The organism is Mesorhizobium sp. AR02 (assembly GCF_024746835.1).
GTDB lineage: Bacteria > Pseudomonadota > Alphaproteobacteria > Rhizobiales > Rhizobiaceae > Mesorhizobium.
The window spans coordinates 42,899-58,391 of the sequence record NZ_CP080532.1; the positions used below are offsets into that span (position 1 = coordinate 42,899).

At 58.4% G+C, this 15,493-nt stretch carries 12 protein-coding genes and 3 pseudogenes; 9 read left to right on the plus strand and 6 right to left on the minus strand.

Annotation, left to right across the window (positions count from 1 at the left end; all coding sequences use genetic code 11):
* Together DBIPINDM_RS40980 and DBIPINDM_RS40985 are read right to left on the minus strand one after the other, a co-directional pair.
* Nucleotides 1–519 (minus strand): RES family NAD+ phosphorylase, encoded by a 519-nt coding sequence (locus DBIPINDM_RS40980; RefSeq protein WP_258589550.1) that lies wholly within the window; start codon nt 517–519, stop codon nt 1–3.
* A complete protein-coding gene (locus DBIPINDM_RS40985) occupies nt 516–905 on the minus strand; it encodes an antitoxin Xre/MbcA/ParS toxin-binding domain-containing protein (RefSeq protein WP_416361808.1) in 390 nt (129 codons plus the stop codon). The genes DBIPINDM_RS40980 and DBIPINDM_RS40985 overlap by 4 nt, the downstream gene beginning before the upstream one ends.
* A gap of 132 nt (nt 906–1,037) precedes the next feature.
* Here DBIPINDM_RS40985 and DBIPINDM_RS40990 point away from each other — a divergent pair.
* The 7 genes and pseudogenes from DBIPINDM_RS40990 to DBIPINDM_RS41020 all read left to right on the plus strand — a co-directional run.
* Nucleotides 1,038–1,948: pseudogene (locus DBIPINDM_RS40990) on the plus strand (integrase); the annotation flags it as partial.
* A gap of 619 nt (nt 1,949–2,567) precedes the next feature.
* A complete protein-coding gene (repA, locus tag DBIPINDM_RS40995) occupies nt 2,568–3,776 on the plus strand; it encodes a plasmid partitioning protein RepA (RefSeq protein ID WP_258589551.1) in 1,209 nt (402 codons plus the stop codon).
* A 70-nt stretch (nt 3,777–3,846) separates the two neighbouring features.
* Nucleotides 3,847–4,833, plus strand: a complete 987-nt coding sequence (gene repB / locus DBIPINDM_RS41000) for a plasmid partitioning protein RepB (protein ID WP_258589552.1) — start codon at nt 3,847–3,849, stop codon at nt 4,831–4,833.
* Nucleotides 4,834–4,988: 155 nt separating this feature from the next.
* Nucleotides 4,989–6,194, plus strand: a complete 1,206-nt coding sequence (gene repC / locus DBIPINDM_RS41005) for a plasmid replication protein RepC (protein ID WP_258589488.1) — start codon at nt 4,989–4,991, stop codon at nt 6,192–6,194.
* Nucleotides 6,195–6,414: 220 nt separating this feature from the next.
* Entirely contained in the window at nt 6,415–6,717 is a 303-nt protein-coding gene (locus tag DBIPINDM_RS41010; RefSeq protein WP_258589489.1) for a type II toxin-antitoxin system Phd/YefM family antitoxin, read from the plus strand.
* Nucleotides 6,704–7,135: a plasmid maintenance toxin (PemK-like) gene (locus DBIPINDM_RS41015; RefSeq protein ID WP_258589490.1), complete on the plus strand. Its 432-nt coding sequence runs from the start codon at nt 6,704–6,706 to the stop codon at nt 7,133–7,135. The genes DBIPINDM_RS41010 and DBIPINDM_RS41015 overlap by 14 nt, the downstream gene beginning before the upstream one ends.
* A 694-nt stretch (nt 7,136–7,829) precedes the next feature.
* A complete protein-coding gene (locus DBIPINDM_RS41020) occupies nt 7,830–8,654 on the plus strand; it encodes an IS5 family transposase (protein WP_258582411.1) in 825 nt (274 codons plus the stop codon).
* A 172-nt stretch (nt 8,655–8,826) separates the two neighbouring features.
* Here DBIPINDM_RS41020 and DBIPINDM_RS41025 read toward each other — a convergent pair.
* A pseudogene (locus DBIPINDM_RS41025) lies at nt 8,827–9,013 on the minus strand (IS5/IS1182 family transposase); the annotation flags it as partial.
* Between the two features lie 103 nt (nt 9,014–9,116).
* Here DBIPINDM_RS41025 and DBIPINDM_RS41030 point away from each other — a divergent pair.
* Complete coding sequence (locus DBIPINDM_RS41030; RefSeq protein ID WP_258589491.1) at nt 9,117–10,652, plus strand: PAS domain S-box protein; 1,536 nt, start codon at nt 9,117–9,119, stop codon at nt 10,650–10,652.
* A gap of 306 nt (nt 10,653–10,958) precedes the next feature.
* Here DBIPINDM_RS41030 and DBIPINDM_RS41035 read toward each other — a convergent pair.
* The 3 genes and pseudogenes from DBIPINDM_RS41035 to DBIPINDM_RS41045 form a co-directional block, all read right to left on the minus strand.
* Nucleotides 10,959–11,951 (minus strand): annotated as a pseudogene (locus tag DBIPINDM_RS41035) (IS30 family transposase); the annotation flags it as partial.
* 478 nt (nt 11,952–12,429) lie between these two features.
* Entirely contained in the window at nt 12,430–12,705 is a 276-nt protein-coding gene (locus DBIPINDM_RS41040; protein ID WP_258589492.1) for a hypothetical protein, read from the minus strand.
* A 170-nt stretch (nt 12,706–12,875) separates the two neighbouring features.
* Nucleotides 12,876–13,085 carry a cold-shock protein gene (locus DBIPINDM_RS41045; RefSeq protein WP_123170354.1) on the minus strand — a complete coding sequence of 70 codons (210 nt, stop codon included), beginning with the start codon at nt 13,083–13,085 and terminating at the stop codon, nt 12,876–12,878.
* Between the two features lie 1,261 nt (nt 13,086–14,346).
* Here DBIPINDM_RS41045 and DBIPINDM_RS41050 point away from each other — a divergent pair.
* A complete protein-coding gene (locus DBIPINDM_RS41050; protein WP_258589558.1) occupies nt 14,347–15,303 on the plus strand; it encodes a magnesium transporter CorA family protein in 957 nt (318 codons plus the stop codon).
* Nucleotides 15,304–15,493 lie beyond the last annotated feature (190 nt).

Below are 15,493 nucleotides of genomic sequence, written 5' to 3' on the forward strand. Positions count from 1 at the left end.
TCATCGCCAGGATAGCTGGTCCTTCGGCAACCGGCCGCTCGGGTCGAATACAGTTACCTTGTGCGGCAGATCCCGACCCCAGTCCCAAAGGACCAGGTTGCGATCCTCCATCTCGGCGCTCGGCGCGAAACTTGGGACCACGATGCCGGCAATGTTTCGAGGTCGCAACCGATCGTGGATGGACCAGGACGCCGGGCGCTCTCCGTCGCTAAGCGCCGTAGCCCAGGCGCAGGCCATGTCTTCGAGCGTTACAGAAAACTCTCCCCTCCCCTCTTGCGTTGTCAGATCCGCGATGTCGTCGCAGTCGATCTCATAGGAACACAGCACGCACGGATCGATCCGCTGCGCGAAGCCCTGGTTGGCTTCCTTGATCGCTGTCATGAGGGTCAGCGCCAGATAGAGCGCCGGCACACCTTTGGGATTGAATCGCGCGCCTCTGATCGCCGCTCCTTCACCGGAGGTCGGCTTGAATGCCCAACGTGGATCGTGTGCGCGGTAGCAGGTTCTGACGAACCTCACGTATAACCACCAACGGCCATGTGATCGAGATAATCACGGACCGCAGCGGCCTTGCCGTCCTTCACCAGCGCTTCAGCAGTGCGTCCGCCAAAAGCTGGAAGCGGCTGAGCTCGGTACCAAGCCATCGCCTGTTCCTTGCCGCCCGCCCAATCCGTCACACGGCTGATGATCTCAAGCATCTCCCGCAGACGCCCCTGTGTCTTTACCGCAGCGCTGCGCTCTGACCGATAAAGGGTCTCGCGAGCAAGACCGGCGGTCTGGGCCAACTGGCCCTTGGACATGCCAAAACCGTCCGCGACCTGCTCGATCGCAATCTTCCCGTTCCGGTCCATATAGGACAAGATGAGAGGCCCATTCTGCTCGGGGATCTTGAGTGCGTGAGCCACAGAATTAATCCTACCATATTGAGAGTCATATTTCCTGTGCAAAAGATATGGCGGTTCTCGGCAACTTTCAAGTCCAGGACCGACCAATTCAAGCTGCTGCCACCGCCCTAGCATTCACGCGGATCAGGCTACCGTGTGCGCGATTATGTCGAGGCGGCGAGCATACAACCACCCGTCGCGCCTATGCCGCCGACTGGAAGCTTTTTTGCGCCTGGTACCGGCGTCAGTCGATTGATCCGCAGCCGCCAGACTCCACAAATCGTCGGCCTCTACACCACGGCCAGGCCTCGGATCGGCAAGGGACAACAAGTCGGTGTCGACCATCGAGCGACGCCTGTCGTCGCTGGCCTATACGCAACGCGGTCAACAGCTCGGCCGGAAGGACCGGCATATCGCAACCGTACTCGCCGGCATCCGCAACAAGCACGCCTCCCCTCCCTGTCAAAAGGAAAACATCTTCCGTGTTGCCGTGCTGGAAACGCTCGACCGTGGCACGCTGCGCAGTCTGCGCGACCGGCCATGCGCCATGCGCCGCTCCGAAATCGTCGGCTCTGATGTTGCGCGCGATCAAACGAGGACGGTCGCGGCTAGATCGAATTTTTCCCGGACAAGGGCGCGCTGGTTACTTTGCGGGGTAATACCGGCTGACGAGATGCCGAAATTGGTCGCGGCTCGTCCGAGCCACCTGCCCGGTCGTCGCCCCGCAGACCTGGCTGAAGCTGGTCCGTATCGCGTATGGCCCGCTCTTCCGCCTCACCGGTCAGGGCAAAGCGGTGGGAGCCGAACGGCTGAACGATCAGGAAGTGGCGCGGCTTGGTCAAACGCGCGGCCTTGGTCACCGGCGTGCGCGGGGATCTTTCCGAGGCCGAGCGCGGCCAAAAGTTTTCTGGCCATTCACTGCGCGCAGGCTGCACGTCCTCCGCCGAGGTCGACGAGCGCTATGTGCAAAAGCAGCTGGCCATGCCAGCGCCGAGATGACCCGCAAGTACCAGCGGCGTCGCGATCGTTTCCGGGTTAACCTCACCAAGGCACCCGGGCTCTGAAGGACCCCTCTCTTCCCCGGTTTGAGGCAGTTGCGCGACGGGAGCTTAGCGTTTCGATTGGAATCGGGAAGTAAAAGCGAGCGGCTTCGCTAGAGTGGGCCCTTTCGTCTAAGCGGCCTCACCGAGACGCGACCAGGCATTTGCGCGGGAATCATCTTGAGGCGATGTGGGCTGCTCACATTTTCATCTGGGTGACAAAATCGACAATGCCATTTCGTCCTGACACTTGATGTCCACCGTGATGGCGACGGGCTGATGTGCGCTGCCGCCTCCTCCCGGAATGCTTGTCTCATTCTTCAGGCGAAGAAAGACGACATGGCGGCTTTACAATGTCGAGCAGCACGCGGTCAGGTTTGATCTGCAGATATTAGTCAGAACCTCAATTTCGTGATCACTTGCCAGCTTGGCGCCGGATCCGTGGGTGAACAGGATTTGTCCGCAGACAAAATCGCCGAATTGTGTAGCATATTCAGTTGCATGAATCATATGATGTGATCCTATCCCCAGACCATTAAGCTTTTGTTAACTTTAAATTTCTTGCCCGGGCGAACGAATCGGACATAATGACGGTTGCTTGGCGCTTTTAAGTCAAAAATCGTTTTTAGAGAGTCTCGATCGAATGAACGTGAGTTCGCCCGTTCCTACGAAGATCCCGCTGCTGTTCGAGAAGAGCATCCTCGATCAGGGCGACCAGATATCGAAGAAGTTGCACCTGCTTTCGATGCAGCGCTTTCCTCCCCACGCAAAGAAGAATCTTCGTTCTTTCTCGCTGGCGGAGGTTGCCACGTATCTAGGGGTTTCCCAGAGCCATCTGAAGAAACTGCATCTGGAAGGAAAGGGACCGGTGCCTGAAACGTCGACGTCGGGCCGGCGCTCGTACACTGCTGAACAGATGCTTGAGCTGCGCCGGTATCTCGACCAGTACGGTCGATCTGACGCCCGCATGTACGTTCCCCATCGACGGCCGAGCGAGAAGCTTCAGATTTTAGCTGTAGTCAATTTCAAGGGGGGCAGCGGGAAGACCACTACCGCCGCCCACCTCGCTCAATATCTTGCGCTTACCGGGCACCGTGTCCTCGCTGTCGATCTCGATCCGCAGGCCTCGCTTTCTTCGTTGCACGGGTTCCAACCTGAACTCGACCAGACGAAATCGCTTTACGACGCGATTCGGTATGACGACGAGAAGATGCCTCTCTCGGAAATCATCAAGCCGACGAATTTCCCGGGCTTGGATATCGTCCCTGCGAACCTAGAGCTGCAGGAATTCGAATACGACACGCCTCTGGCAATGACGGACAAATCTTCGAATGTGGGCAGGGCGTTTTTCACGCGTATCTCGAAAGCATTGATGGAGGTCGACGATCGCTACGATGTCGTAGTTATCGATTGTCCTCCGCAACTTGGCTACCTGACGATCACCGCACTGACCGCAGCGACCTCAGTGTTGATCACGATCCATCCGCAGATGCTCGATGTTATGAGCATGGGCCAGTTTCTGCTGATGCTCGGGAACATTCTGGAGCCGATCAGAGCGGCCGGTGCCGAGGTGAATCTGGAGTGGTATCGCTATCTAGTTACTCGATTCGAACCCACGGATCAGCCGCAAGCGCAGATGGTAGCGTTCCTGCATACGCTGTTCGGCGAATTCATTCTCAAGAACCAGATGCTGAAATCAACGGCGATTTCCGATGCGGGGATTACCAAGCAGACCCTCTACGAGGTCGAAAAGAATGCAATGACCCGTTCCACATACGAGCGGGCAATGGAAGCCTTGGACGTCGTAAATGGCGAAATCGTAGCTTTGATTCATGACGCATGGGGGCGTTGACTTTGTCTGCTGACAAAAGTGGATCTTTTGCCAATGCATTCAATGGACTACGCGCTATCTGGAGGTAAATATGGCACGTAAGAATCTTCTTGCAGGCCTCGTAGAAGCGGAGACCGGCGACCAAGCGTCATCTGCCTCCACTGCGGCATATCCGATCCGCGGCGCGTCAAAATCCATGATCCGCTCGGTCAACGAGTTGGCAAAGCAAGCGGATGCGTATCTTGAGGGGGAGCATGTCGTCGAACTCGACCCAAGCGCCGTCGACGGCTCGTTCGTTTCCGACCGCATGGACGACGACGAGGAACAGTACCAAGAGCTCCTGGAAGCGATTCGGGAGAGGGGGCAGGACTCTCCTATACTTGTCCGTCCGCATCCGGGCTCCGACGGCCGCTACATGATCGTCTTCGGCCATCGCAGAGTCCGAGTCGCCCGCGAACTGGGACGGAAGGTGAGGGCGGTCGTCAAGGAGATCGACGACAAGACCCATGTAATTGCCCAGGGCCAGGAGAATTCCGCTCGGGCAAATCTCAGTTTCATCGAGAAGGCGATGTTCGCAAAGCGTCTTGAGGATTTGGAATACGACAGAGACGTGATCTCGTCAGCACTGGCCTCGAACGCCGCTGCGGTCTCGAAGATGGTATCGGTTGCCACAAGAATTCCGGCATCTGTGATCGGCAAGATTGGATCAGCTACGTCTGTTGGCCGCGAGCGGTGGGTGGAGCTGTCTCTGCTCGCCGGCAAGAAATCTGAAATCGTTAATGCGGTCTTGTCCGGACCAGAATTCGGTGAGTTGGAAAGCAACGAACGCTTCGAAAGGTTGCTAGCAGCCCTGAACGCAAAGGGGAAGCCGGTTCGCAAGGTAGCTGGGAAGCCCCAAGCACAATCCTGGGTCCCCGAGGACAAATCAGTCAGCGTCAGCGTCAAGAAGGCAGGCAAGGCCGTCACGATCGCCGTGAAGGAGATGGATGGCAGCCGCTTTGGGACGTGGATTTCCGATAATCTGGGCAACCTTTATGAGGCGTTCAGAAAGTCGGAGAAGACATCAACAGGAGACTGAAACCGCAAAAGAAAAAGGCCCCCGAACGTCACCGTCGCGGAAGCCCTTCTCGTCTGTCGCAAGCTGAGAATCGCATTTCCCCGAATCACTGTCAAGAGTCGTGGCGCCGTTTTGGCGAGCAGATTTCTTTTGCCTAATTGAAGGCGAAGGAAGAAATGGAGACGGGTATTGCAACGACGCCCTTCGGGCGGCGGCCGATGTCGCTTGCCATGCTGGCAGCGCAAAACGATTCACGTGAAATCCCCAAGGGCAGGGTCGCCGACAAGTGGCAGATTTACCGCAACCTTTGCGAGGGTAAGAACATCGTCGGCATCGGCGATCGCGCTTTGGCCGTCCTGAATGCGTTGCTATCATTCTATCCTGACAGCGAATTAAGTGAGGAAAACGACCTCATCGTCTTTCCCTCGAACGCGCAGCTGTCGCTCAGGGCGCATGGAATGCCCGATGCCACGCTCAGGCGGCACCTAACGGCTCTTGTTGACTGCGCGCTGATCATCCGTCGGGATAGCCCGAACGGCAAGCGCTACGCCCGCAAGGGCCGGGGAGGGGAGATCGAGGAAGCATTCGGCTTCTCCCTGGCGCCGCTGCTGGCCCGTGCTTACGAGTTCGAGGCGGCGGCCGAGCGTGTCCGTGCCGACAACCGAGCGCTCAGGCTTATGCGCGAGCGGATCACCTTGCACCGCCGGGACATCCACAAGCTGATAGAGGCGGCCCTTGACGAAGACGTCCCGGGCGACTGGGGAGGCCTGTGGAAGCGTTTCCGCGGCGTCGTGGAGGCAATTCCGCGCCGAGCTTGCATTGCCGAGCTCGGGCCTATCGTTGCCGATCTGGCCGCCATGCGTGATGATGTGGATAAGCTGCTGGAAATCCATATGAAATCCACGAATACGAGCTGCAATGACTCTCAAAACGGGCGGCAGCAATCTGATTCAAATACCGACTCTATTTTTGAATTTGAACCTGCTTTAGAGAAAAGCGGGGCGACGGCCGAGCCCAGGACGAGGACCGCAGAGACGCCGAAAACATACCCGCTGGGGATGGTGCTGAAGGCCTGCCCCGAAATTGCGGATTATGCCGTCGACGGGATCGGCAATTGGCGCGATCTTATGATAACCGCCGCTCAGGTGCGGGGATATCTGGGCGTTTCGCCGTCAGCGTATGAGGAGGCCTGCCATACGATGGGCCAGGAAACCGCTGCGATCGTGATTGCCTGTATCCTCCAGCGGGCACAGCACATCAATTCCGCCGGCGGATACCTGCGCGTCCTGACCGACAAGGCCAGGGCAGGGGCGTTTTCGGTCGGGCCGATGCTGATGGCGGCACTCAAGGCGAATGGCGCCACAGCGAGGATGACGGGATGACGATCGCCAATACCGCAGCTTGTGGCTATCTGCGCAGCCTCACCGACAAGGTAGAAGGGCAGGGCAGTGTTCCTTGAGTCCTATTCCCAATCATACGACGACGACCTCTGCCTTCTTTGGTGCTGGTTGCCCGGTCACTGCCTGGTTTACTCTGGTTAGCGGCCGATACTTGTGGAAAACCCGGAAAGCCCGTATATTCCGGAAGAAAGGAGATCCATCGATGACCACCACCGTCACCGCCGCTGCCGTCTCGAAAAACTTCGGCGCCTATCAGGATGCAGCGGTTCGCGACCCTGTCATCATCACTAAGAATGGCCGGCCGCGCACCGTGCTGCTGGCTTACGAGGATTTCGTCCGGCTGTCGAAGCGCGACCGGCGGGTCGAGCTCACGACAGAGCTCAGCGCGGACGAAATCGCCGCGGTCGAAGCCGCCGAAATGGAGCCGGGGCTTGACCATCTCAACGACGAGCTCCTTCCGGCAAAAGGTCTGACGGCAAAGACGGCAAAAAATGCTGCCGACTGAAATCAAAGTCGGCCACGTCTTCCGTTACTCCTATCTCTGGCACTGGCAACACCGTGAGGGGCGCGAGGAAGCCGAAAAGGATCGCCCCTGCCTCGTGCTGGCGCTGGTTACCATGCAGGAAGACGGCTCGCCGGTTGTCCGGGTTCTTCCGATCACGCACACACCACCTTCCGAACCCACGGATGCCATAGAGATCCCGGCTGCGGTCAAGTTGCGCTTGCGGCTCGATGGCGAGCGGTCGTGGATCGTTTTAACGGAAAGCAACCGGTTCGCTTGGCCAGGCCCCGACATCCGGCCTCTGGAGACAGAGAGCGGCTACTACGGGCCGCTGCCGCCGGCGCTGTTTGCCGAGGTCAAGCGCCGGTTTGTCGCCATCGCGAGAAGCCAGGCGCACAGGAGCACGCCACGCTCGGCGTAACGGCCGCTGCATGCCAGGTGGCGCCTGGGGTCACGGAAGCTTCTGCGCGCCAACATGAATAAGCTCGTGGTCTACTGGTATTTCGTAGAGATCATCTTTGCCGACCTATCTGCGCGGCGCCTTGGCCTTCTGCTCTATAGGTTCTAACCTCTACAACTGGCCGGACTTGGGCCGGCATTTTTTCGTAGGTCGACGTCATCCCCGCGCTACGGCGGCATCACGCTCAGTCCCGGTCATGAGAATGTTACGCAGGTCTACGTTCCACGTGAATCCTAGCTGCTGCAACGCTTCCAACCTCGCTACGCCGAACCGCAATATATCAACCGGTGGCTGGACTTCACTCCATGCATCCATAGGTTCGTCCGGCCGTGGTGGCGCCAGTTGGCCAAAGCGTCGCTTGACCCCAACACGAGCCTCTTTGAAAGGCGAGCCTCGCTGCCGGTGTATCGCCGCGATGGGGCGTTGCCGCGGCCTTCTAGCGGAGCGCGGATGCCGGGAGAGGAAGAGGGCGGGCGGGTTGCGGTGGCGGGTAAAGGTCCGGGAGAGAGTCTCCCGGCGCCCGCCCAGGAGCGACACCCATGACTCAGATGGAAATTCACACGCCCAAGCGCAACGAGCGTGCCGGTTAGAGACCGTTTTGAAAATCGGCTTGCTATGGGTTCCGTCTGAGGCTGGGTTATGATTCAAGCTGTGGATGTGGACAAAACAGAGCCGTGGCCGGATGGCCCAGATTGCCAAGAAGACCAAGCGCTACCCGTCTGATTTGACGGACGAGGAGTGGGAGCAGTTCGCACCGCTGATGCCCAAGCCTGGGCGTCGCGGTCGTCCGCGCGAGGTTGATTTCCGGGAGGTGGTCAACGCCGTGCGCTACCTGGTCCGCTCCGGTTGCGGTTGGCGGATGCTGCCGATCCATTTCGGGTCCTGGCAAACAGTCTATGGCTGGTTCCGGGAACTGGCGCGGCGGTTTCTGTTCCAGACCATCCACGACGTGGCGCTGATGCTGGATCGCGAGCGAGCCGGGCGCGAGGCCAGTCCCACGGCTGGTGTGATCGACAGCCAGTCGGTCAAGGCTCCGCAAGCTGAAACAAGGGGTTACGACGCCGGCAAGAAGATTGTCGGCCGCAAGCGACACATCGCCGTCGATACGGATGGGCGGCTGTTGATGGTCAACCTCACCACCGCCGATATCTCCGACAGTGCCGGCGCTCAGGCGATCCTGGATGGTATCCGCAAGCGCTGGCCCTGGGTGAAGCATCTGTTCGCCGACGGCGCCTATGACCGGCTGAAGCTCATGGACAAAGCCGCCTATCTCGACTTCGTGGTCGAGATCATCCGTCGATCCGATGACCAGAAGGGCTTCCAGATACTGCCTCGCCGCTGGGTCGTCGAGCGGACCTTCGGCTGGATGACAAGATGGCGCCGCCTGGTGCGCGACTACGAGCAGCGCATCGACGTCTCTCACGCCATGATCCTTGTCGCAATGGGAGGCAATCTCATCCGCCGAAACGCTCATCCGTGAATTTCAAAACGGACTCTAAGTGCGTGTCGTCCCATGTCAGGTAATCGCCATGGGTCAAACATCATCGTCGGGCGGGAAATATTCACTCGCTTCGCGGCTCCGTGCGACCACGCAGCGTGTTTGCCTGCGAGCGCCTTCGCAGTATGGATCGCCCGACGATGTTGCAAACACGCTAAGCAGTGTACCTGAGCCATAGGACGATGGCCGCGACAGTGACAACGGCGCGGTAATTGCGGGCGGTTTTCTCGAAGCGTGTTGTGACCCGACGGAACTGGGGAAGCAACATTCGACGAGATGCTGCTGTGCGCAGAGGTGCTTGTCGAGCGATGTTTGAGCGAGCGCGATCGGTTATTGGGTATATGCCTGTCGCCATGAACGCTAAGTTCGCTTCCCACCGATTTCGCGGAACACTCTGTCAACTCAGGTGTTTTCGTTTCCAAGCCACAATTTGGTACGTACGACATGCAGTTCGATGAAGCAGGAAGGCTGGAGGTGGTCAATCGATATGCCAGGCAGGGCGCGCCGCCCGACGCCGCGTTAAATAAAATTGTCACCTTGGCGGCGCAATTCTTGTCTGTGCCGATCGCGTTGATCAGTATCGTCGACAAAGATCGGATCTGGTTCAAGGCCAAATACGGCATGGAAGTTAGTCAGATCGAACGCGAACCGGGTCTTTGCGCGTCGGCGATCCTTCAGGACCAGCCTTGGGTCGTTACGGATGCACGCACCGACAGTCGGACCCAAACCAACAAACTTGTGTCCGGCGAATTCGGATGGCAGTTTTATGCGGGTGTCCCGCTTGCGGTCAAAACAGGTCACAACCTCGGTACTCTCTGCGTGGCCCACCGCCAACCACGGCCAATCAGCCTTGACGAAACGACTATCTTGCGAAGCCTGGCATCTCTTGTCGTCGAGTTGTTTGAGCTTCGGCTTTCGGCCAATGAAGCGCTCGCAACGGCATCTGGTGCAGTGCAGGACAGGGCAGTTGCCCGCGAGCGCGCCGATCATTTGATCAAGGACGCTCGCCTGCTTTCTGCAATCGTCGAGTCTTCCCAAGACGCCATCGTCAGCAAGGACCTGAACGGGATCGTGACGTCCTGGAACGGAGCGGCTCAAGAAATCTTCGGATATTCGGCCGAGGATATGATCGGCCAATCTATCACTCGAGTAATCCCGCAAAACCGATTACACGAAGAGACGTATGTACTCGAAAGCATCAAGCGTGGCGAGCGCATCGAACATTTCGAAACGGTGCGCCGTCGTAAGAATGGCAAGCTGATCCCGATTTCACTCACCGTTTCGCCGATCCGGGACGAGGACGGCGCCATCGTCGGCGCCTCCAAGATTGCGCGCGATATTTCCGATCGTGTCGAGAGTCGCAATCGCATCCGCGCGTTGCTGCGCGAAGTCAACCATCGCGTGAAGAACCAGTTTGCGGTTATCCTCTCGATGGTGAAGCAAACCAGTCAGCGCACCGACAGCGCGCAGCAATTTGAAGCGGGTATCCGCAAGAGAATCATGGCACTCGCGCGTTCGCATGACCTGCTCGTCAGCGAAGACTGGCGGGGGGCGACAATCCACGCTCTTCTTGAAGCGCAAACTGAAATGCTGCCTCATAAGGACCGGATCGTCGCGTCGGGGCCATCGATCCTGCTATCGCCCATGGCAGTCCAATATCTTGGAATGGCCTTCCATGAACTCGGAGCCAATGCGGCGGTCTACGGCGCGCTGTCCGATCACCAAGGGCATGTCGATATCGGGTGGAACGTTTCCGACACGCAAGGCGAACGGTGGCTCGAACTGATATGGCACGAGCGCGACGGCCCCGACGTGGGGCCAAGCTCAAAAGATGGTTTCGGCAACGTCGTGTTGAAGCGGATCGCCCCTGCGGCGCTGGGTGGGAACGGCAGTCTGACAAGCCTGCACAACGGATTGACCTGGGAATTGCATGCGCCGATGGGGCACGTCGAAACTCCGGAGGTGGCGGATGGGGATTAGCTCTTTCGACAATTGCAGATCTTGGAATAGTTAGGGACGTTCTGGCAGAGGTTGGGAAATAATCTTTAACAGGGGAGGCTTGGCAACATCGGAAATAGCGCGAGAAGTAGATAGTAGGTTGCGCCTGCGACGATAACAAGATTATGTCTTGGTACATTTCGGAATAGACGCGCTACAACAAATCCTTCATCCCCTCGAACGGTATCTCAAATGGTCGCGCGGTGTTGCGGCCGCGTCCCCGTCCCGCTGCAAATATTCCAAGCCCTATCCGCAAAACGTAACGGGTCGTCTTCTGGGGTGGCGGATTCAAATGGTCGTCGCAACACCGATCTTTTGACCTACCGCAGCCACTCGTCAAGCGCCTCCGCGGGCGTTTTCCAGCCCAATGTTTTTCGTGGCCTGAAGTTTGGGGCTGTCGCCACAGCGGCGATCTCCTCGGCGCTGTGCGCGCTGAGATCAGTGCCTTTCGGAAAGTACTGGCGCAGCAGTCCATTGGTGTTCTCGTTGGTGCCGCGCTGCCATGGGCTTTGTGGATCGCAGAAGTAGACCTGGACGCCGGCATCGATCTTCAAGCCCGCATGCTGAGCCATTTCGGCTCCTTGATCCCACGTCAGCGATCGGCGCAGCTCTTCGGGCAAGGTGATTAAGGTGCGCGTGATCGCGTCGCGCACGGCCTCGGCCGCATGGCCAGCGAGCGCTGGTCCGTTCTTCGTGCGCTGCACGTCACCGTGCCCCACAAGGCGGGGAAGATGCAACAGCATCGTGAAGCGCGTCCTGCGCTCGACGAGCGTGCCGATCGCCGAGCTGCCAAGGCCCAAGATGAGGTCTCCTTCCCAGTGCCCTGGCACCGCCCGATCAGCTGCTTCGGCAGGGCGCTGGCTGATCATAATCTCGGGTGAGACAAAACCCTTCCGCGCCTGCGGACGCGCGCCCTCGGTACCCGCAACACCCGCCCTGTTCGCAAGCACGCCGTTAGTTCGCGGCGCAACACTCCTCGGCCCTGGACGAAGAGCGCCTGATAGATGGCTTCGTAGCTGATGCGCATCGTCTTGTCGTCCGGGAAGTCGATCAGCAAGCGCCGGGCAATCTGTTCCGGGGTCCATGCCTTGGCCCATCGCCGATCCTGTCGTTGGCCATGCTGGCGGCCTTCCAGGACACGGCGGGGCCGGGAATGGGGACGCCGCTCGGAGCAAGGACAACGCCGGCCAATCTCTGCTCCACATAAGTGCGCAAGGTCGCATCGAATAGGTCTGGATCTTGCGAAGTATGTCTTCGAGGTTCACGGCGTCGACGGCCACGGAAAAGTCGTCGTGCGAAAGACCCAGACGGGGATTTGTGGCGGATTCAAGCATCCGAGCTGAACCGTACGCAGCACGCAATCAGCGGGAATATCCGAATCCCGAAAATCTGTTGCTAAGTAAGGCCCGCGCCCTGTTGCAAAGACGCGGGCCCCAACCGGGCGGTTAGCGCGGTTGGCAGCGTGACCCAAGGAGGGGTGCTGCTTTGCTCAACCGGCAATCGGCATCGATGTTCCACCAGCGTACAAAAAAGAGCCGGTCGCGAAAGGTCCAAACTGGCTGGATAGAGATGAACGGTGCCCCCAAATGCAGCCCGATTCCCAGCAATAGCGGTGGGCGAATCTGGGCCGAGGAAAAACAGGTCCGGCCCTAACGGCTCTACAGGAAAAGAAAGAGGTTGCGCGCCAATGGGAAATTCCTCAAAGGCGAGGAAAAGCTGCGCCACGCCTCGCGCGAGGTCGCGAAGACTGGCTTTGGTCTTAAACCCTATCGAAGGTGAAGGATGTCAGAAGCGTAGTGACGAAATTGCTGGCCTTTTCCTTGACGAGCAGTTCAGTCCATTCGTCCGTACCTCGGAGCATCAGGCCAGTGTAGATGCTGTCTACCGCAGCCTCTTCTATGCGCTTGATATGCGACTTGAACACGGATTCGTCGTCCGTCCTGTAAATATCCCGCACGACCATTCGCAGGATTTCCTGGATGGCGATCTGCCAGGCGGTATTGATCGTCTGAAGCTCGTTTGCTTTTTCGGACATCCAGATCTCCTTGATCTTGACGGCCATCGACAAGAGGCGGCAATACACGCGCAAATTAGTGGGTCGGTCGGCCGGACATAAAAAAGGTCAGGCAAATTTTGCCCGACCTCACTTGGTCTCACGCTTTCAACAGTGCCAGTCCATCCGTGGTCAAAGGAAAGCTGAACCTATCAGACGGCCTGCAGGTTGCAGGCAGACATTTTGCCCGACTTGCTGTCGCGCTCCATCTCATAGCCGATCTTCTGACCCTCGACGATTTCGCGCATTCCGGCGCGTTCGACCGCAGAGATGTGAACGAAGGCATCGGCGCCGCCGTTGTCAGGCTGAATGAAGCCGAAGCCCTTGGTGGAATTGAACCATTTAACTGTGCCAGTGGTCATGATGAACCCTTTCATAGCAATATTGGACGACGGCAACGCGAGAGCGCTGCCGATTTGTGACGATGACGATTTTGAAGGGAAGGTTCGTTCAGGGCGCGGTGCCAAACGCGCGATAACCAAAGCTCAGCAAGCAATATCGACAGCCAAATTCATATCCTACCGCAATGGCGACGTCAAGTTTTGGTTTTGGAAATTGTGACTTCAACTCTCTTGTAAGATGCATTCGGCTCCCTGCCTCGGGCCAGTGACTGGGTAGCAGCGCTATAGCGAACGGCGTCTGGTTCCACACGGCAGCCATGCAAAATTGTGCATTGCACAACGCCTCGCATCACTCGATGTTAACCAGGTCGGCCATCTACTCCTCCCAGATGCGATGCCGATGCAAAGTGAGCCACACCTCCTCCGTGGTAAGCTTGATATCGAACCCGCTGCCACCTCCTCCCGGCAGCGGGTTTTTTCATGCCATCAATGCGGCCCGATAGGCAATCGCGCTTCTCAAGACCCAATGCCCAGATCCAGGTCATATTGGCCGCCATCGTCACAGCATGGAGGGCTTCAAATTCTCCGCAGCTGTTCGACCGCTCGCCGCCCCATCAGGATGGAGCGGCGTCGGCAGTGGCGGTGACGGATCTTCTGGAGCGTCACTCTCCAAAGCCCTATGCCCACGCAGCGGTAGCCGCATCTTTACGCGACCTCCTCCAGCGCAAAAATAATCGGCGCTCGGCTATCAGCATAGGTACGTCATAAACGATAGAGTTGCGGAGCCCGGTAAGCGCGGGAGTGGCCGTTCTGCCACTATCCGGGTACGCAGAGTTGAGACAGAAGGCGAAGGGGCCCGGTCCAACAAATGCAGAGGCGGCTTTTCGGTCCGAGCAGGCACAACAGCCGAGGCATGCTGCCCTCGACCAAAGGCGCACTTAGCCAATTACTGCATTATAGCGGCTCATAGCGGCGATCAGGGAAGTGCGCGGGCTGGCGGGACCGCCAATCCCGGATCGAGGGCGCACCACCGGAGAAAGTGACGCGTTCCGCTGACGATTTACGCCGCACTTACAACTTCCGAGCTGAGAGGATCTGGAACACAATCCGCAGCCGCTCGTTCAAAATAGTGGGAGGGCTCAACGGAATTGGGATTGGCCAGCACGCAAAGGGGCTTACGAATGGCCAGAAGCCGGCCTTGGTGCACGAACCTCCAGTTCCATCTGGCGTACTCGCCCAAAGACCCGTCCACGCAAGCCGCGCCTCTCGGGCAATCCTCGAAATGTTGAATATCTATCCGCAGCGCAACTCCCCGAAAGCGACCATAAAGGCGCTCTGGCTGGATCTTATCGACCCCGATACGGCCGAGGTGAAAGAGGTCGAGGGGCTGGCCGGCGTTGCCCTCCCAAACCGGAAAAATCTCAGCGAGATCGAAAGCTCAAGCCGACTAAAAGCCCGGGACGGCGTGCTTACCATGAGCGTTCCGATAGTCACCCATGTCGAAGGCGGCGCGCCGCTGGTCGCTCCCCTCGGCTTTGTGCTGTCGCGAGAGCGCCTGATCACCGTTCGCTTCTCGGCATTGCCGGCCTTCGACGCAGTTGCTGGTCGCTTTGCCGATTCCGGCGAGCCGGCGACCTCGAGCCTAGAGGTGTTCCTCGATCTCTGCGATGAGCTTGTCGACCGCCTCGCCGACGGCCTTGAGCAGGCAGCGACTGACCTGCGCACCCTCTCTGCAACCGCCTTTCATGTCCCGGATAGCCAAGGCCGTAAGGCGATCCGCTCAAACAATGTTATTCGAGCCCAACTCCGCCATGTCGGCAGGCTGGGTGACGCTCTCTCGGAAAAGCGCGATGCGTTGCTTGCCCTTGGACGCGCCATCGATTTCGCATGCGGGATGACCGCAGGCTGGGGCGATGGAGAACTCGCGTCACGTATGGACGGCCTCAAGCTCGACGTAGCGTCGCTCGACAATTACGAGGTGCATCTCTCCGACAAGGTGCAGTTCCTGCTCGACGCTATGGTTGGATTGATCGGCATTGCACAAAACGACATCTTCAAAATCCTCACCATCGTCTCGATCGTCGGCATTCCGCCAACCTTGATGGCGAGCATCTACGGCATGAATTTCAAGAGCATGCCCGAATACGACTGGGCCTTCGGCTATCCCTATGGTTTGGGGATGATCGCTCTCAGCGCAATTATTCCGCTGGCGTGGTTCAAATGGCGGGGTTGGTTCTAGGGGTCGTCCATTCATGCGGAAGGAGTGGCAAGGCTCGCTCCGAGCCCGATATGGCGTGGTTTGAGGATCTCGCCCCCGCGTGACACGGCGGAGCTAGAAAATGTCCTCTCACTCAATCATTAAGCTGCCGGAACCGAAATGCATTCGGTCCGTTGTTTCAGGCTGATACAAATGTCTTGCGGTACATTTC